The organism is Candidatus Binataceae bacterium, from assembly GCA_035650475.1.
In the GTDB taxonomy this organism is placed as follows: domain Bacteria; phylum Desulfobacterota; class Binatia; order Binatales; family Binataceae; genus JAKAVN01.
Genome location: DASRHP010000006.1, coordinates 304,457 through 323,000, shown reverse-complemented (window position 1 = coordinate 323,000; position 18,544 = coordinate 304,457). Strand labels below are relative to the sequence as shown.

The window sequence follows — 18,544 nt, the reverse complement described above, 5'->3', positions numbered from 1 at the left end:
AAATCACGCGCCTCCGAAGACGCCGCGCGAGATCCTTCGACTGCGCTCGCGGACCCGCTCCGCTCAGGATGACGACCTTCGTTGCACACGCAGGTACCACGCTAGCCGTGCACGATGAGGTCGCTGACCGGCGAGACCATCGGACCCGACGCCACCAGCGCGATCTTCGCGTCGGGCACCTGCGAGGTCGAAGTCCCGCGGCACTGGCGCACCGCCTCGTTGACCAGCTCGAGCCCGTGCATGTAGCACTCGGCGATATTGCCGCCGCTGGTGTTGAGCGGGAGCTTGCCGGTGGGCGCGGTCAGGTTCTCGAAGGTGCACAGCTCCATCACGCCGTCGGGCTCGCAGAAGCCGTGCTCGACCAGGCTTATCGGCACCGCGCCGCTGAAGTGCTCGTACATCTGCACGACGTCAACGTCCTTGGGTCCGATCCCCGCCATCTCGTATAGCCGCGGCGCGAGCGTCTTGAAGTGCGAGGAGGCGTAGTCGGTGGAGTTTTCGGCCGCGGCGGCCGCGCGCTGGGGCGCGCCCTGCGCAGCCGCCATCACGTACACTGGCTTCTGTTTGAGATCGCGCGCGCGCTCGGCGGTGGTCAGGATGAGCGCGGCGGCACCGTCGTTCTCCATGCAGCAGTCGTAGAGATGAAACGGTTCGACGATCCATCGTGACTTGTCGTACTGCTCGCGAGTGAGCGGCCGGCCGTACATCACGGCGCGCGGATTGCGCTGCGCGTGGTGGTAATCCGCGAGCACCACCGCAGCAAGCGCGTCCTGGGTCATGCGATGCTCGTGCATGAAGCGGCGCACGCGCAGCGCCACCCATTGCGCGGGCACGAACAGCCCGTAGGGCCAGGCGTAGGCGGCGGGGCCGGAGATCGAGTTGACCGGCGCCGCCTGGCCGAAGCGGCCGAACTGCCCCTGCGCGAGCGCGCGGAAAACCACCACGTACTTCGCATAGCCCGCCGCCACCGCGGCCGCCGCGTGCGCCACCGCACCCGAGCCACCGCCGCCCCCGCCGCCCCATACCATGCTCGCCCACGCGTAGTGCGGGAGCCCCAGCGCGGTCGCCAGGCGCGCCGCATCGTTGCGATCGTTGCTGTAGGAGGCGAAGCCGTCGAGGTCGGTGACCTTGAGCCCGGCGTCGGCGACCGCCTTGAGGATCGCCTCGCAGGCGAGCTGGAATTCGCTGACCGGCGCCTGGCCGCGCTTGTAGTATGTGGTTTCGCCAAGGCCGACGATCGCGACCTTGTCCCTGATGCTGTACTCGGCCATCAGACGGTCCTTCGCTGCCCCTCCGCGCGCGCGGTCTGATTGCTGTCGGGGTCCAGTTCGCGAAAGTGCGGCAGAACCTCCTCGGCCAGCAGACGCATCGAGTTGAACCATGGCTCGGGGTTGTCGGCATAGTCGAAGGTGAACAGCAGCAGGGTGCCGAAGCCGCCGAGGTCCTTGTACATCCGCGCGAGCTTGTCGCGCACCGTGCGCGGCGATCCGACCAGCCATCCGTGATCGACCAGGTACTCGGGCGTGACCGCGTCGTCTGGCACCGAGGGATCGTCCTTGAGAAACTTCGTGAACTGGAAATCCGCCATCAGCGGCAGCAGATACTCGCGCATCATCCGGCCCATCATGCTCTTGACGCAGTGACGATGGGCTTCGGCGTCGGTCTCGGCGACGAAGATCTCGCGCACGATGCGCCAGTCGCGCCGGCGCGGCCGCCGCCCCGTGCGCCGCGCGCCCTCGACCACCGCCTCCCAGTGGGTGGCGACGTAGCCCGGACTCATGTTGAGGCTGAGCGGGATGAAGCCGTGCTCGCCGGCGAGCTTGAGCGTCTCGGAACCGGGGCTGAGCCCGGCGATGCCGATCGGCGGATGCGGCTTCTGGAAGGGTTTGAGATGGTGGCGCAGCGTGCGCAGCATCGGGCCCGGCACGTTGACGCTCCAGTACTTGCCCTTATATTCCAGCCCGCCGTCGCTCTCCCAGACCTTGAGCATGATGGCGAGCGACTCGCGCGTCATCTCCCGTGTCTGCATCCCGAAGCCGTCAACGGAAAAGAGCTGCCAGTCGCTCGGCAGGCCGCTCGCGCCGATGCCGAGCATGTAGCGGCCCTGCGCCAGATGGTCCATGAAGGCAACCCGGCAGGCGAGCTCGGCCGGGTGATGGAAGGGCAGCAGATGGGCACCTGGGGCGAGCTTGATCCGGCTGGTCTCCTTTAGCGCCTGCGCGATCAGCAGGTCGGGCGCGGGATTAGGTTCCCATGGCGAGGTGAAGTGTTCGCCGATCCACGCCTCGCTGTAGCCCAGGCGGTCGGCCGCGCGGAGCACGGCGAGGTCCCATTGTTGCCCGGCCATCAAATCGCGTTCGGGCGGATGCGACGGCATCAGGAAGAGTCCCAGTTCCATAGTTGCTCCTGTCAAAGCGGCACGGTCGATTCGATCTAAACCCCGCGAGCGGGTCGGCCGCGCGCCCGGCGTTATTGTAGCGGCGAGAACTCCGCCGGCGACATGATCTTGTTGCTCTGGCTTACGACCAGCGCGCGCAGCCGCGGCACGATCGCCGCGCGGCGCGGGTCGCGCCCCCACGCCGCCCATTTCTGCTGGCGCTCGTTGAGGTCGTTGAAAGCCCACAGATGGACCAGTTCGTTGAGCGGCCCGATCTCGGTGTGCCAGTAGCCAACCGGCTTGAGCCCGTACTCGGCGAGGATCGGCAGCAGCTCGTTCTTCGTGATCTCCTCGTACTCGCGGGTGCCGCCGAGCACGAGGGTGTAGGTCCGCAGTTCGTAGATCATCGCGTCTCCCCCGAAATTGAATACGTCGCAGAATTCCCGCGCCGCCGCTTAGGGCGGCGACTGCGCGCCGCCTGCGCCTCAGCCTTTCGCGCCCGGCCATGCCGCGGCTGCGCCCAGCCCTTCGAGCGCCAGCCCGTAGCCGAGATTGTCGAGCATCAGGCGCTTGAGCTGCTGGGTGATTGCGACGCGCGCATAACGCACGGTGAGCTTGGGCTTGGCGACGATCAGCTCCGCCAGTTCCCATGCGCGCGGGAGCAGGCGCTCGCGCGGCATCACCTCGCTCACCACGCCCAGCTCCAGTGCTTCGCGCGCGGAGAGCTTCTGTCCGGTGAGCAGGAAGTAGCGTCCGCGATTGGGTCCCAGCACCAGCGGCCAAACGACGTGGACGCCGTCGCCGGGGACGATGCCGTTGGGAAAGTGCGGCGCGTCCTGGAAGGCCGCCTCCTCGGCGGCGATAACGACGTCGCACAGCACGGCGAGCTCGGCGTGGATCAGCGCCGGACCGTTGACCGCGGCGATCATCGGCACCTCGATCGCGAGATGATTCATCAAAAGGTACTTGGCGTCATTATAGATGTGATCCCAAGTGGTCGAGCGCACGCCTGCCGTCGGGGGCGGCGCGGGCTCGCCGCTGGCGGTCTTGCCGACCGGCGCGCCGCGCCCGCCGCCAAGGTCGATCTCGGCGCAGAACGCCTCGCCGGTGCCGGTGATGATCACGCAGCGGTTTTCGTAGTCGCGGGCGACGTCGTAAAAGGCGTAGGAGAGCTCCTCGTGCGGCGGGCCGCCCCAGCGCAGCGGGCCGCCGCCGCTGTGCAGCGTCATCTGGAGGATGCCGTCGCGCCGCTCCATCCGAACGTGCCGGTACTTGTTCTGATACTCCTCGAATTTGCTCATCGCCCTCTCTCTCCTGCGTTCAGGATGCGATCGCCGGTCCGCATCCTACTAAAGTGCGGGCGCCGACTGTTAGCTGCGCGGGCCTTGCCGCGCGCCCGCCGATCGGATCACAGTAGGACCGCCGGAGCGCCGGCGGGAGGGGCCGCGCGATGAATACCAGACGCACCGAGCGCATCCTCGACGAGCATCAGGCCGCATCCTGGGTCGAAGACGGAATGACGGTCGCGATCGGCGACCCGCCGCCGATGGGGCTGGTGCGCCAGATAATCCGCCGCCGTGTGCGCGGGTTGACGGTGGTCGCCAGCGGCTTTGCGCTCGACATGCTGATCGCCGCCGGATGCGTGCGCAAGACGGTCAGCTATTACGCCGGCGGGGGACCGGGTGTGCCGGTGATGCCGTCGTTCCGGCGCGCGGCCGAGCGCGGCGAAATCGAGGTCTGGGAGTGCGAGGAGGGAATCGTATGCGCGGCGCTCCAGGCGGCGGCGCAGAATCTCCCCTTCCTGCCGTGGCGCGCCGGCGTCGGCACTTCGTTGCCCGAGGTCAATCCCGACCTCAAGCTCTTCCGCGATCCGATCGGCGGCGAGGAACTGATCGCGGTGCCGCCGATCAAGCCCGACGTAACACTGCTGCACGCGGCGGCCGCCGACGCTTACGGTAACGTACGCCATCTGGGCGGCCCTGGATGGCTCGACCTTTTCCAGTACCGCGCCGCGGACCGCACGGTCGTCCAAGTCGAGCAGATTATCAGCAACGAGGAAATTCGTTCCGACCCGTGGGCGACGACGATCGCGGCAGCCGCCGCGATCGTGCGCGCGCCTTTCGGCGCCCATCCGTTTTACAGCCGCGGCTTTTACGTCACCGACGGCCCCCATCTGCGCGGCTATCTCGAAGCCGCCGACGCCGCCGCTCATGGCGAACGCGCGGCGCTCGACGCCTACTTAGAGCGCTATTGTTGCCGTCCGGCGGGCCTCGTCCAGTACCTGGAAACCATCGGGCTGAAACGTTTGCTGGAACTCCACGAATACTGAGGAGGTCGCGCGTGGCGGAAGCGCAAAAATCGACGAACGGATGGCTCCTGTTCGCGCTCGCGCTGGCGCCGTGGGTGCTCTACGGCGTGGCGGCGGGCGGCAACCACTGGGCGGCGGCGACGATCGGCGGCGCGTTTCTGTGCCTGATCTATCTGGCGACGCTGGCCCGTCGCACGACGGTCAAGCTGATGGACTGGACGACACTCGCCTACTTCGTGGCGGCGGCGATCGTGAAGGTTGGGCTGCGCTCGGCGGCGTTTTCGATCTACCACGTCGTCGTGATCTGGTCGTTCTTCGCGCTTGCCGCGTGGGGCTCGATCGCACTCGGCAGGCCGTTCACACTGGCCTACGCGCGCGAGCAGTCGCCGCCTGAGTTCTGGGACAATCCACTGTTCCATCGGATCAACTGGATCCTGGCCTTCTTCTGGGCCGGCCTGTTCACCGTCAACGTCGGCTTCGCCGCGATCGGCGCGGCGCTCGGCGGCAATTTCGGCAAACTGGTGCCGGGCTTTCTGATCCCGACGGCGCTGCTGATCTTCGGCTTCGCGTTCAGCAAGCGCTTTCCCGAGCGCTACATGGCGCGGGTGCAGATTGCGCCCGACGGAACGATATCGCGCGTGCGTACGGCGTGAGGGTGTTATGGCGAACGAATACGGCGTGCAGGAACTGATGGCGATCTTCCTGGCGCGCGACCTGCGCGACGGCGAGGTGCTGCGCGTGGGCGTCGCGATGCCGGTGGCGGAGGCGGCGGTGCGCCTGGCGCATCTCACTCATGGCCCCAACATGGAACTCGTCTTCCTCGGCGCGCGGATGAACGTCGCCCATCTGGAGACGATCCCGATGCCGGCCTTCGGATGGGACCGGCGGGTGGTGCGATGGGCCGAATCGTACAGCGACACTGGCCACCGCTTCGACCGCGTCAAGGACTGGAGCAATCACGTCTTCTTCATCGGCGGCATTCAGGTTGACCGCTTCGGCAATACCAACCTGATCGGTATCGGGCCGGACCACCTCCGGCTCAAGTTCCGCGGGCCGGGCTCGGTCGGCACGCCCTCGCTCAGCACCCACGTCGGCCGCTACTACATCGTGCTCAACAACCACAGCCCGCGCGTGCTGGTCGAGCGATGCGACTATGTAAGCGCCTTCGGATGGGGCAACGGCGGGGCCGACGCTCGGCGCAAGCGCGGGCTTCCGGGCGGCGGGCCCAAATACGTCGTCACGCCGCTGTGCGTGATGGACTTCGAGGAAGAAACCAAACGGATGCGCCTGCGCTCGGTGCATCCAGGCGTCAGCGTCGATGCGGTGCGCGCGAACACCGGCTTCGAACTGGTAATCCCACCCTCGCTGCCGGAGACCGAACCGCCTACCGCCGAGGAGCTGCATGCGTTGCGTACGCGGGTGGATCTCGCCGGCCGTCTGCGCCGCTGATCGCCCTACTCGGGCAGGCTTTCGACCCGTTCAAAGACCGCGTGCCAGGTTGCGCGGAACCAGGGCGCCCCGTCGCGCCGGCCGAACACCGCCCCGCGCACCATCATCGCGCCACCGCTCCGGATCGTGCAGTCGAGAATCGTCTCTTCATCGACCGCGAAGGTGTGACCGCGAAAACGCCGGCCCACGTAGTATTCGTCGAAATGCAGATTGGCCTTCATCCGCGCCGCGCCGCGCCCGTCGGTCGAGATCAGCACCATATTGCCGGTGGGGTTGACGATCTTGCTGTTGGGCACGACGCCCACTTGGCTGAAGGTCAACTCGAACGGCCCACTGCCAACGCGCTTGTAACAGATGCGGTACGTTTTCGGCGTCCACGGACCGGTCTTCGGCGCACCGTACTCGCGCGCGATCGAGTCGAGATAGTTCACCTGCCCCTCCCAGCACCCGCGGAACTCTGCCGGCAGCACCGGCTGCGCCTGGAGCATCGAGGACGGCGCAGCAGGAGGGGGAAGCGGAGCCGGCGGTGGCGAGGGCGTGGGCAGGGGAGTCGCGGCCTGGGGGATTTCCTGGAGCTGGCGCGAGGGCGGCGGCGCGGGGGTCGGGCGAATCCGGATGTTGGGTTGGGTCTGGGCCGCGGGCGGCGAGACCTCCAGCGTCTGCTGGGCACGCGCTGCGCGCGGCACACACGGCAAAAACGCAAGAACGAGCGCGGCGGCCGCCTGGCGCATCCGTCCGCCCCCTCGCGCATTCAGTTTTGCCACCGCCGCCAAGACTTTCCCAATCTCGATCATCAATGGTAGAGGCTTGCAGAGATCAGATCGAGCAACACTCGGACCGTGTTTTAATACCGGCCGCGATTGCGAGGAGGAACCACACGATGAAACTCGAGGGCAAGGTGGCGCTCATAACCGGGGCGGCGTCGGGAATGGGCAAGGCGACCGCGCTGCTGTTCGCGAGCGAAGGGGCCAAAGTCGCCGCCGCCGACATCAGCGAGGCCGCGGTCGAGGCGACCGCGCGCGAGATCCGCGAGCGCGGCGGCGAGGCGACCGCAATCGGCGCCGACGTCGCGAAGTCTGAGGACGTGCAGCGGATGGTGGCGGCGACGGTCGAGCGCCTCGGCCCGCCCAACGTGCTCTACAACAACGCCGGCATCGAGGGTGAGTCGGATTTCATGGCGCAAATGAGCGAGGGCGCCTTCGACAAGGTGATCGCGATCAACCTGCGCGGCGTCTTCCTCGGGATGAAGTACGTGCTGCCGCACATGGTCAAGCTCGGCGGGGGGTCGATTATCAACCAGGCGTCGATCGCCGGAATGGTCGCGATTCGCGGCGGCGCGGCGTACTGCGCGGCCAAGGCGGGAGTGATCGCACTGACTCGGGTGGCGGCGTTCGAGTACGGCCGCTACAACATCCGGGTCAATTGCATCTGCCCGGGTGCGATCGAAACCCCGATGGCGCAGCGCATCCGCCATGGCGAGGAGCCCAAACCAGGCGCGCTCAAGCGGGTGTCGGTGTTCGGACGGATGGGCCAGGCGGAAGAGATCGCCAAAGTCGCGCTGTTCCTGGCCAGCGACGACGCGTCGTTCGCCACCGGCGCACCGTTCGTGATCGATGCCGGCTGGACCGTGAGCTGAAGGCGGCTTTCAGTCTCGCCGGCGCACGCCGGGTGAATGTGCAACTGAGTAGAGCTTCGGCGGAAGCGAGTGCGTACAAGGACGGCGATTCTCGCGGACACTGAGCACCGCCGAAGGTCCCTCATCCAGGCCCTCCCCCAGAACTGGGGGAGGGTTCAGGCAAATCGTTCAGGCTGCGCTCAGCACTGGCCCGAGCGCAGGACCCGCCCCGGCATCGCGCCGGATGGCCTGCCGTGCTCGTAGAGCACCTCGCCGTTAACGATGGTGTACTCGATCCCCTCGGCCGGCATCACCAGCCGCCGCCCGCCGCCCGGCAAGTCGTGCTGCATCCGCGCCCGCTTGGCGGAGCCGACCGTGCTGTAGTCGAAGATCGCGAAATCGGCGGCCAGTCCGGCCTTCAGTCGCCCGCGTCCGCGAATGCCGAAGAAGTCGGCGGGCTCGGACGTGATCCGCTTGACCGCGTGCTCCAGCGTCAGCGCGTGGCGCTCGCGCACCCATTTGCCCAGCAGATAGGTGCAGTAGCCGGCGTCGCACAACATATCGACGTGGGCGCCGCCGTCAGACAACCCGATCATCGTGCGCGGATCGCCGATCAGGCGGCCGATTCCCTCTTCATGATACTGCGCCATTGTGTACTGGATATTGAGGTCGTCCTCGATCGCAAGGTCAAGGAAAGTATCCAGCGGATCGGCGCGGCGTATCTCGGCGATTTCGCCGACCGTCTTGCGTTCGAACGGCTTGAGCGCCGGATTGGCGACCTCGAGAACTTCGACCCGATGCCACTTGCCGGTGAACAGATGCGGCCGCTTGAGCTCGTCGCGGAACGCCTCGCGGAAGGCCGGGTCGGCGTAGATCCGTTTCTGCTCGTCAGGCGGCTGGTTGAAGACGTGGTTCCACGCCTCCATGTCGGCGAAGCTGAATGGGTTGCGCAGGTCCATCTGGACCACGAACGGCTTGCACAGGACCTGCGGCACGCCGCCGCGCCGGATGAGCGGCGCAAGCCGCTCCAGCGTCTCGGCCGCACGCTCGGGCTTGTCCGGCCGGCTCGCCATCGCAAGCCACGTCACCGGTCGCGCGCTCTCGTCGAGCAGGAACTCGAGCATTTCGTACTCGTCGTCGAGCACCTGACCGGCGCGCCGCGTGAGCGCGATTTCGATCGCGCCCTTGCCGAGCTCCTTAAGCACGTTGGCGTAGGCCTTAAGCTCGTCGCGGTCGGCGAGGCGGCAGGCCAGCGGCTGGCCACGAAAGCCAATATGCTGGGCGAGCCGCGTAGTTGAAAAGCCCATCGCGCCCGCCGTCATCGCCTCGTGCAGGAGCGCCGCAATACGCTGGATCTCGTTGGGTGCCGCCGCGCGCTCCATCGATTCCGTCCCCATCACGAAATGCCGAAACGGGGTCAGGGGGGCGAGAAAGCCGACGTTGATTCCCACCCCACGCCGTTCAGCCGCGTCCATGAATTCCGGAAAGCTGATCCAGTCCCAGGTGATGCCCTTGCTGAGCGCGTCGAACGGGATCGCCTCGACGTTGACCAGATCCCATGCCGCGACCTCGTGGACTTCCGGCTTGCACGGCGCGATTCCCACCCCGCAGTTGCCCATCACGACCGAGGTCACACCGTGCCACGAGGTGCAGGTGAGAAGGGGGTCCCAGCAGATCTGCGCGTCGTAATGGGTGTGCGGATCGACGAAGCCGGGCGCGACGATCAGGTCGCTGGCGTCGATGGTGCGCCCGCCGCCGCTGAGCTTGCCGATTTCAGCGATTTTGCCGTCCTTGACCGCAACGTCGGCGCGAAAGCGCGGCGCGCCAGTGCCGTCAACCACGGTGCCGTTCTTGATTACGAGATCGTACGTCATGGGGGTGTCCCTCCCTCGGGCGAAGTAAGGGCGTCAGCTTTCTTCTATCCGGGTCGCGCCGTGCCCGGCAAGCGCCGCATTCCCGCTGATTCGGAGACGCCTCAAACGTGACGGCGCAGGAAAGCGAACATCCGCTCCAGCGCGGCGCCCGCCGCCGACAGCATCCAGACCTGGACGAAGCCGTGCGGCATGTCGTCTACCACCGCGAGTTCGTGCGGCGTGCCTGCACGCTTGAGCGCTTCGGCCATCGCGCACGATTCCGGCAGCAGCGGATCGTCGGCGCCGCAAAGGACGAAGCTCGGCGGCATCAGGCCCGGCCGGATCGCGCCCAGCGGGCTCACCCGCTGCGCGCGAAGTCCGGCGGGAAAGTCGTTGGGCACGTATGCGCGTGCCATCAGCTCGAGCCCCATCACGCGCTTGTCGCGCTCGCGCTCGAGCACCGCCGGCACATCGTAAAGCCCGTAGATCAGCGCCGCCGCGCGCATCTTAAGCGGGCTGCGCTCTTCGTCGAGCGCGACGACCGTCGCCGCTGCGAGGTTGCCGCCCGCCGAATCGCCGCCGATCGCCATCCGCGACGGATCGCCGCCGAAGCGGCGCGCGTTTTCCGCCGCCCATCCGCACGCGAACAGGCAATCGTCCAAGCCCGCGGGAAACGGATGTTCGGGGGCGAGTCGATAGTTGAGGTTGACCGTGAGGAACCCCGCCTCCGCGAACTGCATCCCGAGCTTGCGGTGGCTCTTGCTCGAACCGCCGACCCATCCGCCGCCGTGAAGGTAGATCATGATCGGGAAGGGGCCGTCGCCCTTGGGCACCGCGATGTCCGCGGTGAGTCCCGCGCGCAGAGCGAGGTCGTCATGCATCGCGCCGATCTCGGGCGGCGCCGCGTTGATCGCGCGCGAGTTTTTTTCGATCCAGGAGCGCAGCTCCTCGATACTGCGGGCGGGCTGCGACGCGCCGGTTTTGACGCGGGCGAGGATTTCAGCTTCGGTTGCCATCGTCTTCTCCTCGGTCAGGGGTTGAAGCGATTGTCGCGCTTTACCGCGACGCCTTGCCCTTTATCGCACCGCCCGCCGCCGCGCCGCAATCGATTGGCGCGCCGCTTAGGCCGGCGCCGGGGCCTGAGCCGGCTGCCCGCCGGGCGTGAACTGGAGACTAACCGGCGTGTCGAGCTCGAAGGGGCTGAAGAGCTCCAAGCGCTTGCCGATCTCGCGCAGGCGCGGCAGCACCTCGGCGCCCATCAGGCGGATGCAGCTTTTCGAATCCTCGTGGCTGACCCGGCCGTCGTTGCCCCACAGCGCGAGGATCGACGGGCGCGTCTCCTCCAGAATGACACGCAGCTTCGACACCACCTGCGCGGGCGTACCCGCGATGATGAGCATCATTTCAAGCTGCTTTTCGAACGACGGTCCGCCGCCCCCCGGCTTGCGCCTGAGTCCCGCGCGCGACTCGGCGAGCCCCTTGCGCGCCCACGGCCCGAGGTAGCCCGAGGGCGCCGACCAGATCGGATCGAGCAGGCCGGTGAACTCGCCCTGCATCCACATGAACTCGCGCGCGTTGCGCAGCGCCTTCTCCTCGGTCTCGGCGACATGGCATCGGATAAGATAACCGCGGTTTTCCGGCCCCGGCTCGTAGCCCGCGCGCAGCGCGGTCTCGTCGTACAGCGCCCAGATCTTCTTGCTGTCCTCGATCGAGGTGTTGAGCGCGAGATAGGGGTAACGATGCTCGGCCGCCCACACGATCGTTTCGCGACTGGAGACACCCGGGATCCAAACGCGCGGATGAGGCTTCTGAAGCGGCAGCGCCCACGGATTGACCACCCGGAACTGATAGTGGTTGCCCTCCCATCGAAACGGCCCGGGCACGGTCCAGGTTTTGATGATGAGGTCGTGGGCCTCCTCGAAGCGCTCGCGATTGTAGGCCGGGTTGGTATTGGTCGCGAGCGACTCGACGCCTCCGCCGCGCACGAAGCCCGAGACCAGCCGACCGCGCGAGATCATGTCGATCATCGCGAGCTCCTCGGCCAGGCGCACCGGGTTGTCGGCGATCGGCAGCGGGTTGCCGAGCAGCACCAGCTTCACGCGCCGGGTCAGCGCGGCGAGGATCGAAGCCATGATGTTGCACTTGGCCTGCATGCAGAACGGCGCGTTGTGATGCTCGTTGAGCATGATGCCGTCGAATCCGGACTCCTCGGCGAGCTGGTACTCGACGATGCGCTCGTTGTAGAGCCTGCTGCCTGTTTCGGGATCGAAGAACTTGTTGGGAAAGATGAGCGCGGTGTAGCCGAACTTCTCGCCCTCCTCCTGCGGGTAGGCCGACATCGGCTGCTCCGTAAAATACATCAGATGCATCGTCGTTGCCCTCCCCTGCGGCTGCCAACGGGCATCGCGCTATCCGGCCGCGCCCAGGTCACTGCCGCTAGCCGCTTACAAAGTCGTATATGAGGTTGGCCAGTTCCTCGGGCTTTTCCAGCTCTGCGAAGTGGCCGCAGCCTTCGAGCATCCGCAGCCGCGCGCCCGCGATCGCGGCGGCGTAGCGCTCGGCGCAGTTGGCCGGCACGATACGGTTGTGCCGGCTGTGCAGGATCAGCGTGGGCGTCGCGATCGCTCGCGCCAGATGCGGCATCGCCTGCTCGAACATATACGGCTTCCACGCGATGCGCGTGGTCATTTCGCGGTTGATCTCCCACGCTTCGAGCTGCTCGATTCCCGGCCGCTCGGTAAACACCATCAGGTATTTGGCCTGGTCGGCGAAGCCCGCGCGAATATAGTCGATGGTGTTGATGACGAACTGATCGAGGATTTCGCCGCGCTCGGGCTGGATGCCCATCGGATTGACCAGCACCATCCGGGTGAACTGCCGCTGGCTCATCATCGCCATGTCGGCCGCGACCCATCCGCCGAAACCGAGCCCCACGACCGCCACGCGCTCAAGTCCGATCTCGCGCAGCAGCCACAGATAGACGATCGCCATCTCGCGCACCGTGCGCATCCACGCCGGCCGCTCGGAACGTCCGAAGCCCGGATGCTCGGGGACGTAGACCGTGAAATGGCGCGCCAGCTCCTCGTAGAACGCGACCCATCCGGACGTCCCGATCTCGTGATGGAGCACGAGCAGGGGAGCGCCGGCGCCGCCCTTGTACAGATGGACCCTGAGGTCGGCCAGCTCGACGAAGCTTTCGCTGTGCGATGATCCCGGCGCCACCACGGCGCTTTCCCGTTTGCGGGCGCGCGGATCGCGGGCGGCGTGCTTGCCGCCGGGCGTCCAGCTTTCCCCCGATCAAACTGCCCCAGCGCGCATCAAGTTGCAAAGCCTTCCAAATGCGCGAGTCTAAGCCGGCACACTCACGCAGTTTGGGCGGACGGGCGCGCTCGTGATATGCGGAAGTACCGCCGCGATGCGCCACGCGCATCAGCGACCGGAGGCGACGACGATGGCGACAACGTTTGGCGTGATGATGTTCCCGACCGACTATGCGATCCAGCCGATCGAGCTGGCGCGCGCAGTCGAAGAGCGCGGACTCGACTCGCTCTATTTCCCCGAACATACCCATATCCCGACGAGCCGGCGCAGCCCATGGCCGGGCGGCGGCGATCTACCGACCGAATATTGGCACACCCACGATCCATTCGTTGCGCTGGGCGCTGCCGCTGCGGTGACCAAGCGCATCCAGCTCGGTACTGGGATTTGCCTGGTCGTCGAGCGCGACCCGATTGTGCTCGCCAAGGAGTGCGCCTCGCTCGATACGATTTCGGGCGGGCGGCTCGTGCTCGGGATCGGCGGCGGATGGAACGCCGAGGAGATGGCGGATCACGGTACCGACTTCCGCAAGCGTTGGAGTGTCCTGCGCGAGCGGGTGCTCGCGATGCGCGCGATTTGGACCACGGACCCGGCCGAGTTTCATGGCGAGCACGTCAACTTTCCGCCGATGTGGGCGTTTCCCAAGCCCGTGCAGCAGGGCGGCCCTCCGGTGCTGCTCGGCTCCGAGGCCAAGCGCTGCTTCGAGCGGGTGGTCGATTACTGCGACGGCTGGATGCCGATCTACCGACGCGACCATACGCTGGCCGAAGGCGTCGGTCAGTTGCGCGAGGTGGCAAACCGCGCAGGGCGGCGCTTCGAGTCGCTGAGGTTGTCGGTTTTTGCCGTGCCCGGGCGTGAAGACGAGGCCAAGAAGCTGATGGAGATCGGCTTCCACGACCTGATTTTCGGATTGCCGCCAGCGCCCGCTGATAAGGTGCTGCCGCTGCTCGACACCTACGCGGCGCTCAAGCGCAAGATGGTCGGCTGAGGTTATCTGCTTCTGTGCAGCATACCGAATGGCGCGGCGGCACGCCGCTCGGGAGCCGTTTGAGGCTGCAGAGCGCAGTGATTCGGCATGGCACAATTCGGCAAGGGCGCCGCTGGCAAAGAGGCGTCCGAGCGTCGCGATTGGAAACTTGACCTTCGTTTAGGCGCTGATTAGCTTGAAAGCTCCCCAACCGCATTCCGGTCACACGGAGATGTCTTGCTGCGCAAATATCTTCTTCCGGCTGAATTTTGCTTCCTCATCTTCGGAACTTATGCATGCGGCAGCGATCATTCGTCGACTCCGCCGCCCGCTCCGACGCCGTCCGTAGTAAGCTTCGCCTCCGGCGGCAATTACCCGGAAGGCATCGGGATCGATAAATCCGACAACGTCTGGATCGCCAATCGATACAGCAACAGGGTTGCCGAGCTCAGCAGCGCGGGGGTTGTTCTGGCCACATTTCCGGTTGGCAAGCGACCGCACGGACTGAAAATCGACCGCTCGGGGACAGGCAACATCTGGATCCAGAACACTGCGGGCGGCGGCCCGGGCGCTCCCACCTCGTGTCCCGGCGCCACCAGCGGGACGGTGACGGCGCTCAACAGCCACGGCGCATTGATCGGGACCTTCTGTACCGGCGGCGACGGGCCCCAGCACGCGCAATTCGACGCCTCGGGAAACATCTGGGTTACCAACCAGGGGAGCAACACGATTGCCGAGTTAGATGGTGGCACCGGCGCTCTCATCAACACCTTTCCGACCGGCGAGGCGCCACATGCAGTTGCCAGAGACAAGACCGGCAATTTCTGGATCGGCAACTACTACAGCGGCACCGTAAGCGTGCTCAATTCGGCGGGCGCGCCGCTCGCTACCATTCCGCAAGGTTCGGTTGGCCTCCAGCCGACCGGAAATGACATCGATCTGTCCGGAAATTTGTGGCAGTCCGTGCAAAGCATCGATCACGTGTCAGTTTTCGCCGCTGCGCCGTCGTTCGCGCCAATCCGACGTCAGGCCGTGGGAATGGGCCCGCGAGGCGTCACCATTGACGCAGCGGGCAATGTATTCGTGGCCAATCAGGAGTCTAACAACGTGCTTGAGTTCAACTCCTCGGGCGCGCTCATTGCGGAGTTCAAGGTCGGCGCCTGTCCCGAAAATATGGCGATTGACTCAAGCGGAAGCGTGTGGGTCACCAACGCATGCAGCAGCACGGTCAGTGTGCTCAAGGGCGTGGCGACACCTTCTGCGGCCGCAGATAACGATTCCAACGGGTGAATCCGCGAGCGTTACCGTGATCAGCAAGCCCGACCTGTTTTGCAACAGGCTCGCAGGACCCGAACGTTCTCTCGTCGCTGATGACCTCCTAGACGACGCGGCTGCGAATCAGCCTGGCTCCCTGCGCGGCGCCCCGTGCATCCAAAGCCGATCTGCGCTATGACTCGCGCATCGCCGCACGCACGGGAGGACGTTCGCGATGGGCCGCCTCGACGGAAAAGTCGCTCTCATCGTCGGCGGAGGCGCCGACGGCCCACCCAATAAGGGCGAGACGCTTTCGATCGGCAACGGCCGCGCCACCGCGATCCTATGCGCTCGCGAAGGCGCGTCGGTGATGGTCGCCGACCGTTCGATCGAGCTCGCCGGCGAGACAGCGGCGGCGATCCGCGCCGACGGCGGACAGGCCGAGGCCATCGCGGCGGACGTCACCCGCGAAGACGACTGCCGGCGCGCCTGCGAGGCGGCCGTGCGCGTCTTCGGCAAGCTCAACCTGCTGGTCAACAACGTGGGGATCGCGATCGGCGGCCGCCTGCTCGACACCACCAGCGAGCAGTTCGACACCATGGTCGAGGTCAACATGCGCGGCCATTTCCTGACGATGAAATACGCGGTGCCCGAGATCGCCAAAGCCGGCGGCGGCGCGATTGTCAACGTCTCCTCGCTGGCCGCGCTGCGCACCGGCTCGGGGCTGCCCTACGAAACGACCAAGGCCGCGCTGCTGGCGATGACGCGCTCGGTCGCGGTCAGCCACGCCCGCCACAATATCCGCGTCAACACCGTCCTGCCCGGACTCATCAATTCTTCGATGGTGCGCCGGCTGATCGGCGACCGCGAGGAGGCGGTCGCGCCGCGCATCCCGATGCGCCGCCAGGGTACGCCGTGGGAGGTCGCCAAGGCGATCGTCTTTCTGCTCTCCGACGACGCCTCGTACATCACCGGCACCGAGCTCATCGTCGACGGCGGCCTCAGCGCGCGATAGATTTTTTTTGGAGCCCGCCGCCCAGCGGAGGAACCAATTCATGAAACTGTTCACCTATGCGACCAGCCCGTACGCGCGCAAAGTCAGGATGGTGCTCGAATACAAGGGGCTTGCGTGTGAGACGGCCGAGCGCTGCTACTCGCTCGACCGCAAGGAGGACCTGCGTCGGGCGAGCGAGCGCGCCGAAGTTCCCGTGCTGGTGCTCGACGATGGCAGGGTCATCGCCGACTCGACGATTATCTGCGAGTACCTCGAAGACGCCTACCCGAAGCCGCCTGTGTTCCCCGCCGACGCGTACGAACGCGCGCGGATGCGCGCGCTCGAGGACTTGTGCGACCGCAGCTTCGACGCCACCGCCTTCGGCTACTTCCTCGGCCTGGTGCGCTCCTCCCAGCCCGAGGCGGCGGCGATGAAGGAGGCCGGGCGCAGGGAATTCCATGCACTGCTCGCGCACCTGGAGCGCGAACTGGGCGGGCGCGAGTACTTCTGCGGCGCGGCGCCGACGGTCGCCGACTTCGCCGCGATCTGCCACGTGCCGATGGCGCGCGCGATGCGCATCGCGATGGACGAGTTCCCCGCGCTCGCGGCGTGGGAGAAGCGGATGCGCGCGATCCCGCTGGTCGCCGCCGACATCGAACGCGCGCGCAAGGCGATGGCCTCAAGCGACCTGCTGGCCGAGTTCGAGGGGCCCGACGGCCGCGTCCATTGGCGCGACAGTCGGCTGGAATGGCCGGTGCGCCACGGCTTCATCGACTTCATTGCGCGCGAATTCCATGCAGGTAAGATGATGTTTCCGCCCGAGGCGTCGTGACCCGCCGCGTCGGGGACGGAACTTACAAGGAGGCCGCCGATGCCGATCGCCTACATCCCGCGCACACGCGAGCTGTACAAGGCCTACGCGCCCTACAGATGGGTGGTGAACGAGGAGCCGCCGCCATGGACGCCGCTCAAAAAGCCGCTCGCTCAGTGCAGGGTCGCCCTGATGAGCTCCGGCGGTGTCCTCTACCGCGACCAGCCGCGCTTCCATCGCGAGGACGCTAGCTACCGGTTGATCCCCAAAGACGCGACGCGCGCCGACCTTGGCGTATGGCACTTCGGCTATCCGACCAAAGACGCCGAGCGCGACCCCAACTGCGTCTTCCCGCTCGAACGCCTGCGCGAGTTCGAGGCCGAGGGCGTGATCGGCGAGCTGTGCGACCCAGCTTTCACTTTCATGGGAGGGATCTACTCCGCGCGCAAGGTGCGCGAGGAGCTGGCGCCGAAGATCGTCGAGGAGCTGCGCAGCCGGCGGGTCGAGGCCTTTTATCTGGTGCCTGCCTGACCCGTGTGCCATCAGTCCGTTGGACTGATCGCCCGCGTAGTCGAAGCCGCCGGAATCCCGACGCTCTGCATGACCTCGGCCTACGACATCACCCAGGCCGTCAATCCGCCGCGCGCGGTTTTCCTCAACTACCCGCTCGGCCATCAGACCGGCAAGCCGGACGACCGCGAGGGCCAGCGCGCGATCATCCGCGACGCACTGCGTGCCTTCGAGACGATCACGCGTCCGGGCACGATCGTCGAGCTGCCGTACGTATGGGATCCGAGCGACCGCCGATGGGAACAGACCGATTACACGCCCGGGTTTCTGCCGCCGCGTCCCAAAAAAGAGGACGCCGACGCTGTCGAGCAGGAGCGCCGGCGCCGTTACGCAGCTGCCGACCCGGGCTAGCACGCCGGTTCGCGCGCGAGGCCTCGCCGCGGCCGGCACTGGAAGGGAGAACTGACGATGGCTGAAGAACGCAAGGGCGCGGTCACGATGCGCGGCAATCCGCTGACGCTGGTTGGTCCGGAGCTGAAGGTCGGGCAGAAGGCGCCCAGCTTCACCGCCGTGGGCAAGGGGATGGCGCCGGTGACGCTCGATCAGTTCAAGGGCAAGGTCAAAATCATCGCCGCGATCCCGTCGATCGATACCCCCGTATGCGATGCCGAGACGCGCCGCTTCAACGAGGAAGCCGCCAGGCTGCCGGGCGACGTGGCGGTGCTGACGATCTCGATGGACCTGCCGTTTGCGCAGGCGCGATGGTGCGGCGCGGCGGGAGTGGACAAGGTCACGATGGCCAGCGACTGGCGCGCAGCCGAATTCGGCCAGAAATACGGCGACCTGATAAAGGAGCTGCACCTGCTTGGGCGCGCGGTCTTCGTGCTCGACAAAAACGACACCGTCGTCCACGCGGAATACGTCAAGGAAGTCGCCAACCAGCCGAATTTCGACGCCGCGCTGGACGCAGCGCGCAAGGCGGCCGCCGCCTAGACACGTCGAGCAGCGTGCGGGCGCGCGCCGCTTCCGCGCACGCCCGCATGCCAACAAGCCGGAACCAAGCCCGCTCCAGCGTACTGAGGGGCAGG

20 protein-coding genes are annotated in these 18,544 nt (G+C 66.6%); 11 read left to right on the top strand and 9 right to left on the bottom strand.

Translation table 11 applies throughout. The features are described from left to right. Positions 1-101: 101 nt before the first annotated feature. From VFB33_04125 to VFB33_04110, 4 genes are all read right to left on the bottom strand, one after another. Complete coding sequence (locus tag VFB33_04125) at positions 102-1,271, bottom strand: hypothetical protein (GenBank protein ID HZO80860.1); 1,170 nt, start codon at positions 1,269-1,271, stop codon at positions 102-104. Beyond that, positions 1,271-2,398 carry an LLM class flavin-dependent oxidoreductase gene (locus VFB33_04120; GenBank protein HZO80859.1) on the bottom strand — a complete coding sequence of 376 codons (1,128 nt, stop codon included), beginning with the start codon at positions 2,396-2,398 and terminating at the stop codon, positions 1,271-1,273. Before VFB33_04120 ends, VFB33_04125 begins: the two co-directional genes overlap by 1 nt. Positions 2,399-2,469: 71 nt before the next feature. Further along, the gene (locus tag VFB33_04115; protein ID HZO80858.1) at positions 2,470-2,784 is read right to left on the bottom strand and encodes an NIPSNAP family protein; all 315 of its coding nucleotides are present in this window, start codon (positions 2,782-2,784) and stop codon (positions 2,470-2,472) included. 78 nt (positions 2,785-2,862) lie between these two features. Continuing rightward, positions 2,863-3,678, bottom strand: coding sequence for an enoyl-CoA hydratase/isomerase family protein (locus VFB33_04110; GenBank protein ID HZO80857.1), 816 nt, complete (start codon positions 3,676-3,678; stop codon positions 2,863-2,865). Between the two features lie 149 nt (positions 3,679-3,827). Here VFB33_04110 and VFB33_04105 point away from each other — a divergent pair, with 149 nt between their 5' ends. Genes VFB33_04105 through VFB33_04095 form a run of 3 tightly spaced genes read left to right on the top strand, consistent with a single transcriptional unit; the run spans position 3,828 to position 6,134 of the window. Continuing rightward, positions 3,828-4,706, top strand: coding sequence for a CoA-transferase (locus VFB33_04105; GenBank protein HZO80856.1), 879 nt, complete (start codon positions 3,828-3,830; stop codon positions 4,704-4,706). Positions 4,707-4,717: 11 nt separating this feature from the next. Beyond that, positions 4,718-5,338, top strand: coding sequence for a hypothetical protein (locus VFB33_04100; GenBank protein ID HZO80855.1), 621 nt, complete (start codon positions 4,718-4,720; stop codon positions 5,336-5,338). 7 nt (positions 5,339-5,345) lie between these two features. After that, complete coding sequence (locus tag VFB33_04095; protein ID HZO80854.1) at positions 5,346-6,134, top strand: CoA-transferase; 789 nt, start codon at positions 5,346-5,348, stop codon at positions 6,132-6,134. A gap of 5 nt (positions 6,135-6,139) precedes the next feature. Here VFB33_04095 and VFB33_04090 read toward each other — a convergent pair whose 3' ends face one another. Continuing rightward, complete coding sequence (locus VFB33_04090) at positions 6,140-6,865, bottom strand: hypothetical protein (protein HZO80853.1); 726 nt, start codon at positions 6,863-6,865, stop codon at positions 6,140-6,142. A gap of 149 nt (positions 6,866-7,014) precedes the next feature. Here VFB33_04090 and VFB33_04085 point away from each other — a divergent pair, with 149 nt between their 5' ends. Further along, entirely contained in the window at positions 7,015-7,770 is a 756-nt protein-coding gene (locus VFB33_04085) for an SDR family NAD(P)-dependent oxidoreductase (protein ID HZO80852.1), read from the top strand. Positions 7,771-7,949: 179 nt separating this feature from the next. Here the strand turns inward: VFB33_04085 and VFB33_04080 are convergent, their stop codons facing one another. From VFB33_04080 to VFB33_04065, 4 genes are all read right to left on the bottom strand, one after another. Next, a complete protein-coding gene (locus VFB33_04080) occupies positions 7,950-9,623 on the bottom strand; it encodes an amidohydrolase family protein (protein ID HZO80851.1) in 1,674 nt (557 codons plus the stop codon). Positions 9,624-9,724: 101 nt separating this feature from the next. Beyond that, on the bottom strand, positions 9,725-10,618 hold the full coding sequence (locus tag VFB33_04075; protein HZO80850.1) for an alpha/beta hydrolase: 894 nt from the start codon (positions 10,616-10,618) through the stop codon (positions 9,725-9,727). A gap of 105 nt (positions 10,619-10,723) precedes the next feature. Further along, entirely contained in the window at positions 10,724-11,971 is a 1,248-nt protein-coding gene (locus tag VFB33_04070; GenBank protein HZO80849.1) for an LLM class flavin-dependent oxidoreductase, read from the bottom strand. 67 nt (positions 11,972-12,038) lie between these two features. Further along, positions 12,039-12,824, bottom strand: a complete 786-nt coding sequence (locus VFB33_04065) for an alpha/beta hydrolase (protein HZO80848.1) — start codon at positions 12,822-12,824, stop codon at positions 12,039-12,041. Between the two features lie 229 nt (positions 12,825-13,053). Here VFB33_04065 and VFB33_04060 point away from each other — a divergent pair, with 229 nt between their 5' ends. The 7 genes from VFB33_04060 to tpx all read left to right on the top strand — a co-directional run bounded on the left by VFB33_04060 (position 13,054) and on the right by tpx (position 18,449). Then, positions 13,054-13,908: an LLM class F420-dependent oxidoreductase gene (locus VFB33_04060; protein ID HZO80847.1), complete on the top strand. Its 855-nt coding sequence runs from the start codon at positions 13,054-13,056 to the stop codon at positions 13,906-13,908. Positions 13,909-14,124: 216 nt separating this feature from the next. Continuing rightward, complete coding sequence (locus tag VFB33_04055; GenBank protein ID HZO80846.1) at positions 14,125-15,177, top strand: hypothetical protein; 1,053 nt, start codon at positions 14,125-14,127, stop codon at positions 15,175-15,177. A 199-nt stretch (positions 15,178-15,376) separates the two neighbouring features. Then, positions 15,377-16,156 carry an SDR family NAD(P)-dependent oxidoreductase gene (locus tag VFB33_04050; GenBank protein ID HZO80845.1) on the top strand — a complete coding sequence of 260 codons (780 nt, stop codon included), beginning with the start codon at positions 15,377-15,379 and terminating at the stop codon, positions 16,154-16,156. Positions 16,157-16,196: 40 nt separating this feature from the next. Continuing rightward, entirely contained in the window at positions 16,197-16,967 is a 771-nt protein-coding gene (locus VFB33_04045; GenBank protein HZO80844.1) for a glutathione S-transferase family protein, read from the top strand. Between the two features lie 39 nt (positions 16,968-17,006). After that, positions 17,007-17,477: a glycine/sarcosine/betaine reductase selenoprotein B family protein gene (locus tag VFB33_04040; protein HZO80843.1), complete on the top strand. Its 471-nt coding sequence runs from the start codon at positions 17,007-17,009 to the stop codon at positions 17,475-17,477. A 3-nt stretch (positions 17,478-17,480) separates the two neighbouring features. Further along, on the top strand, positions 17,481-17,867 hold the full coding sequence (locus VFB33_04035) for a hypothetical protein (GenBank protein ID HZO80842.1): 387 nt from the start codon (positions 17,481-17,483) through the stop codon (positions 17,865-17,867). 57 nt (positions 17,868-17,924) lie between these two features. Next, positions 17,925-18,449 carry a thiol peroxidase gene (gene tpx, locus VFB33_04030; protein HZO80841.1) on the top strand — a complete coding sequence of 175 codons (525 nt, stop codon included), beginning with the start codon at positions 17,925-17,927 and terminating at the stop codon, positions 18,447-18,449. Positions 18,450-18,544 lie beyond the last annotated feature (95 nt).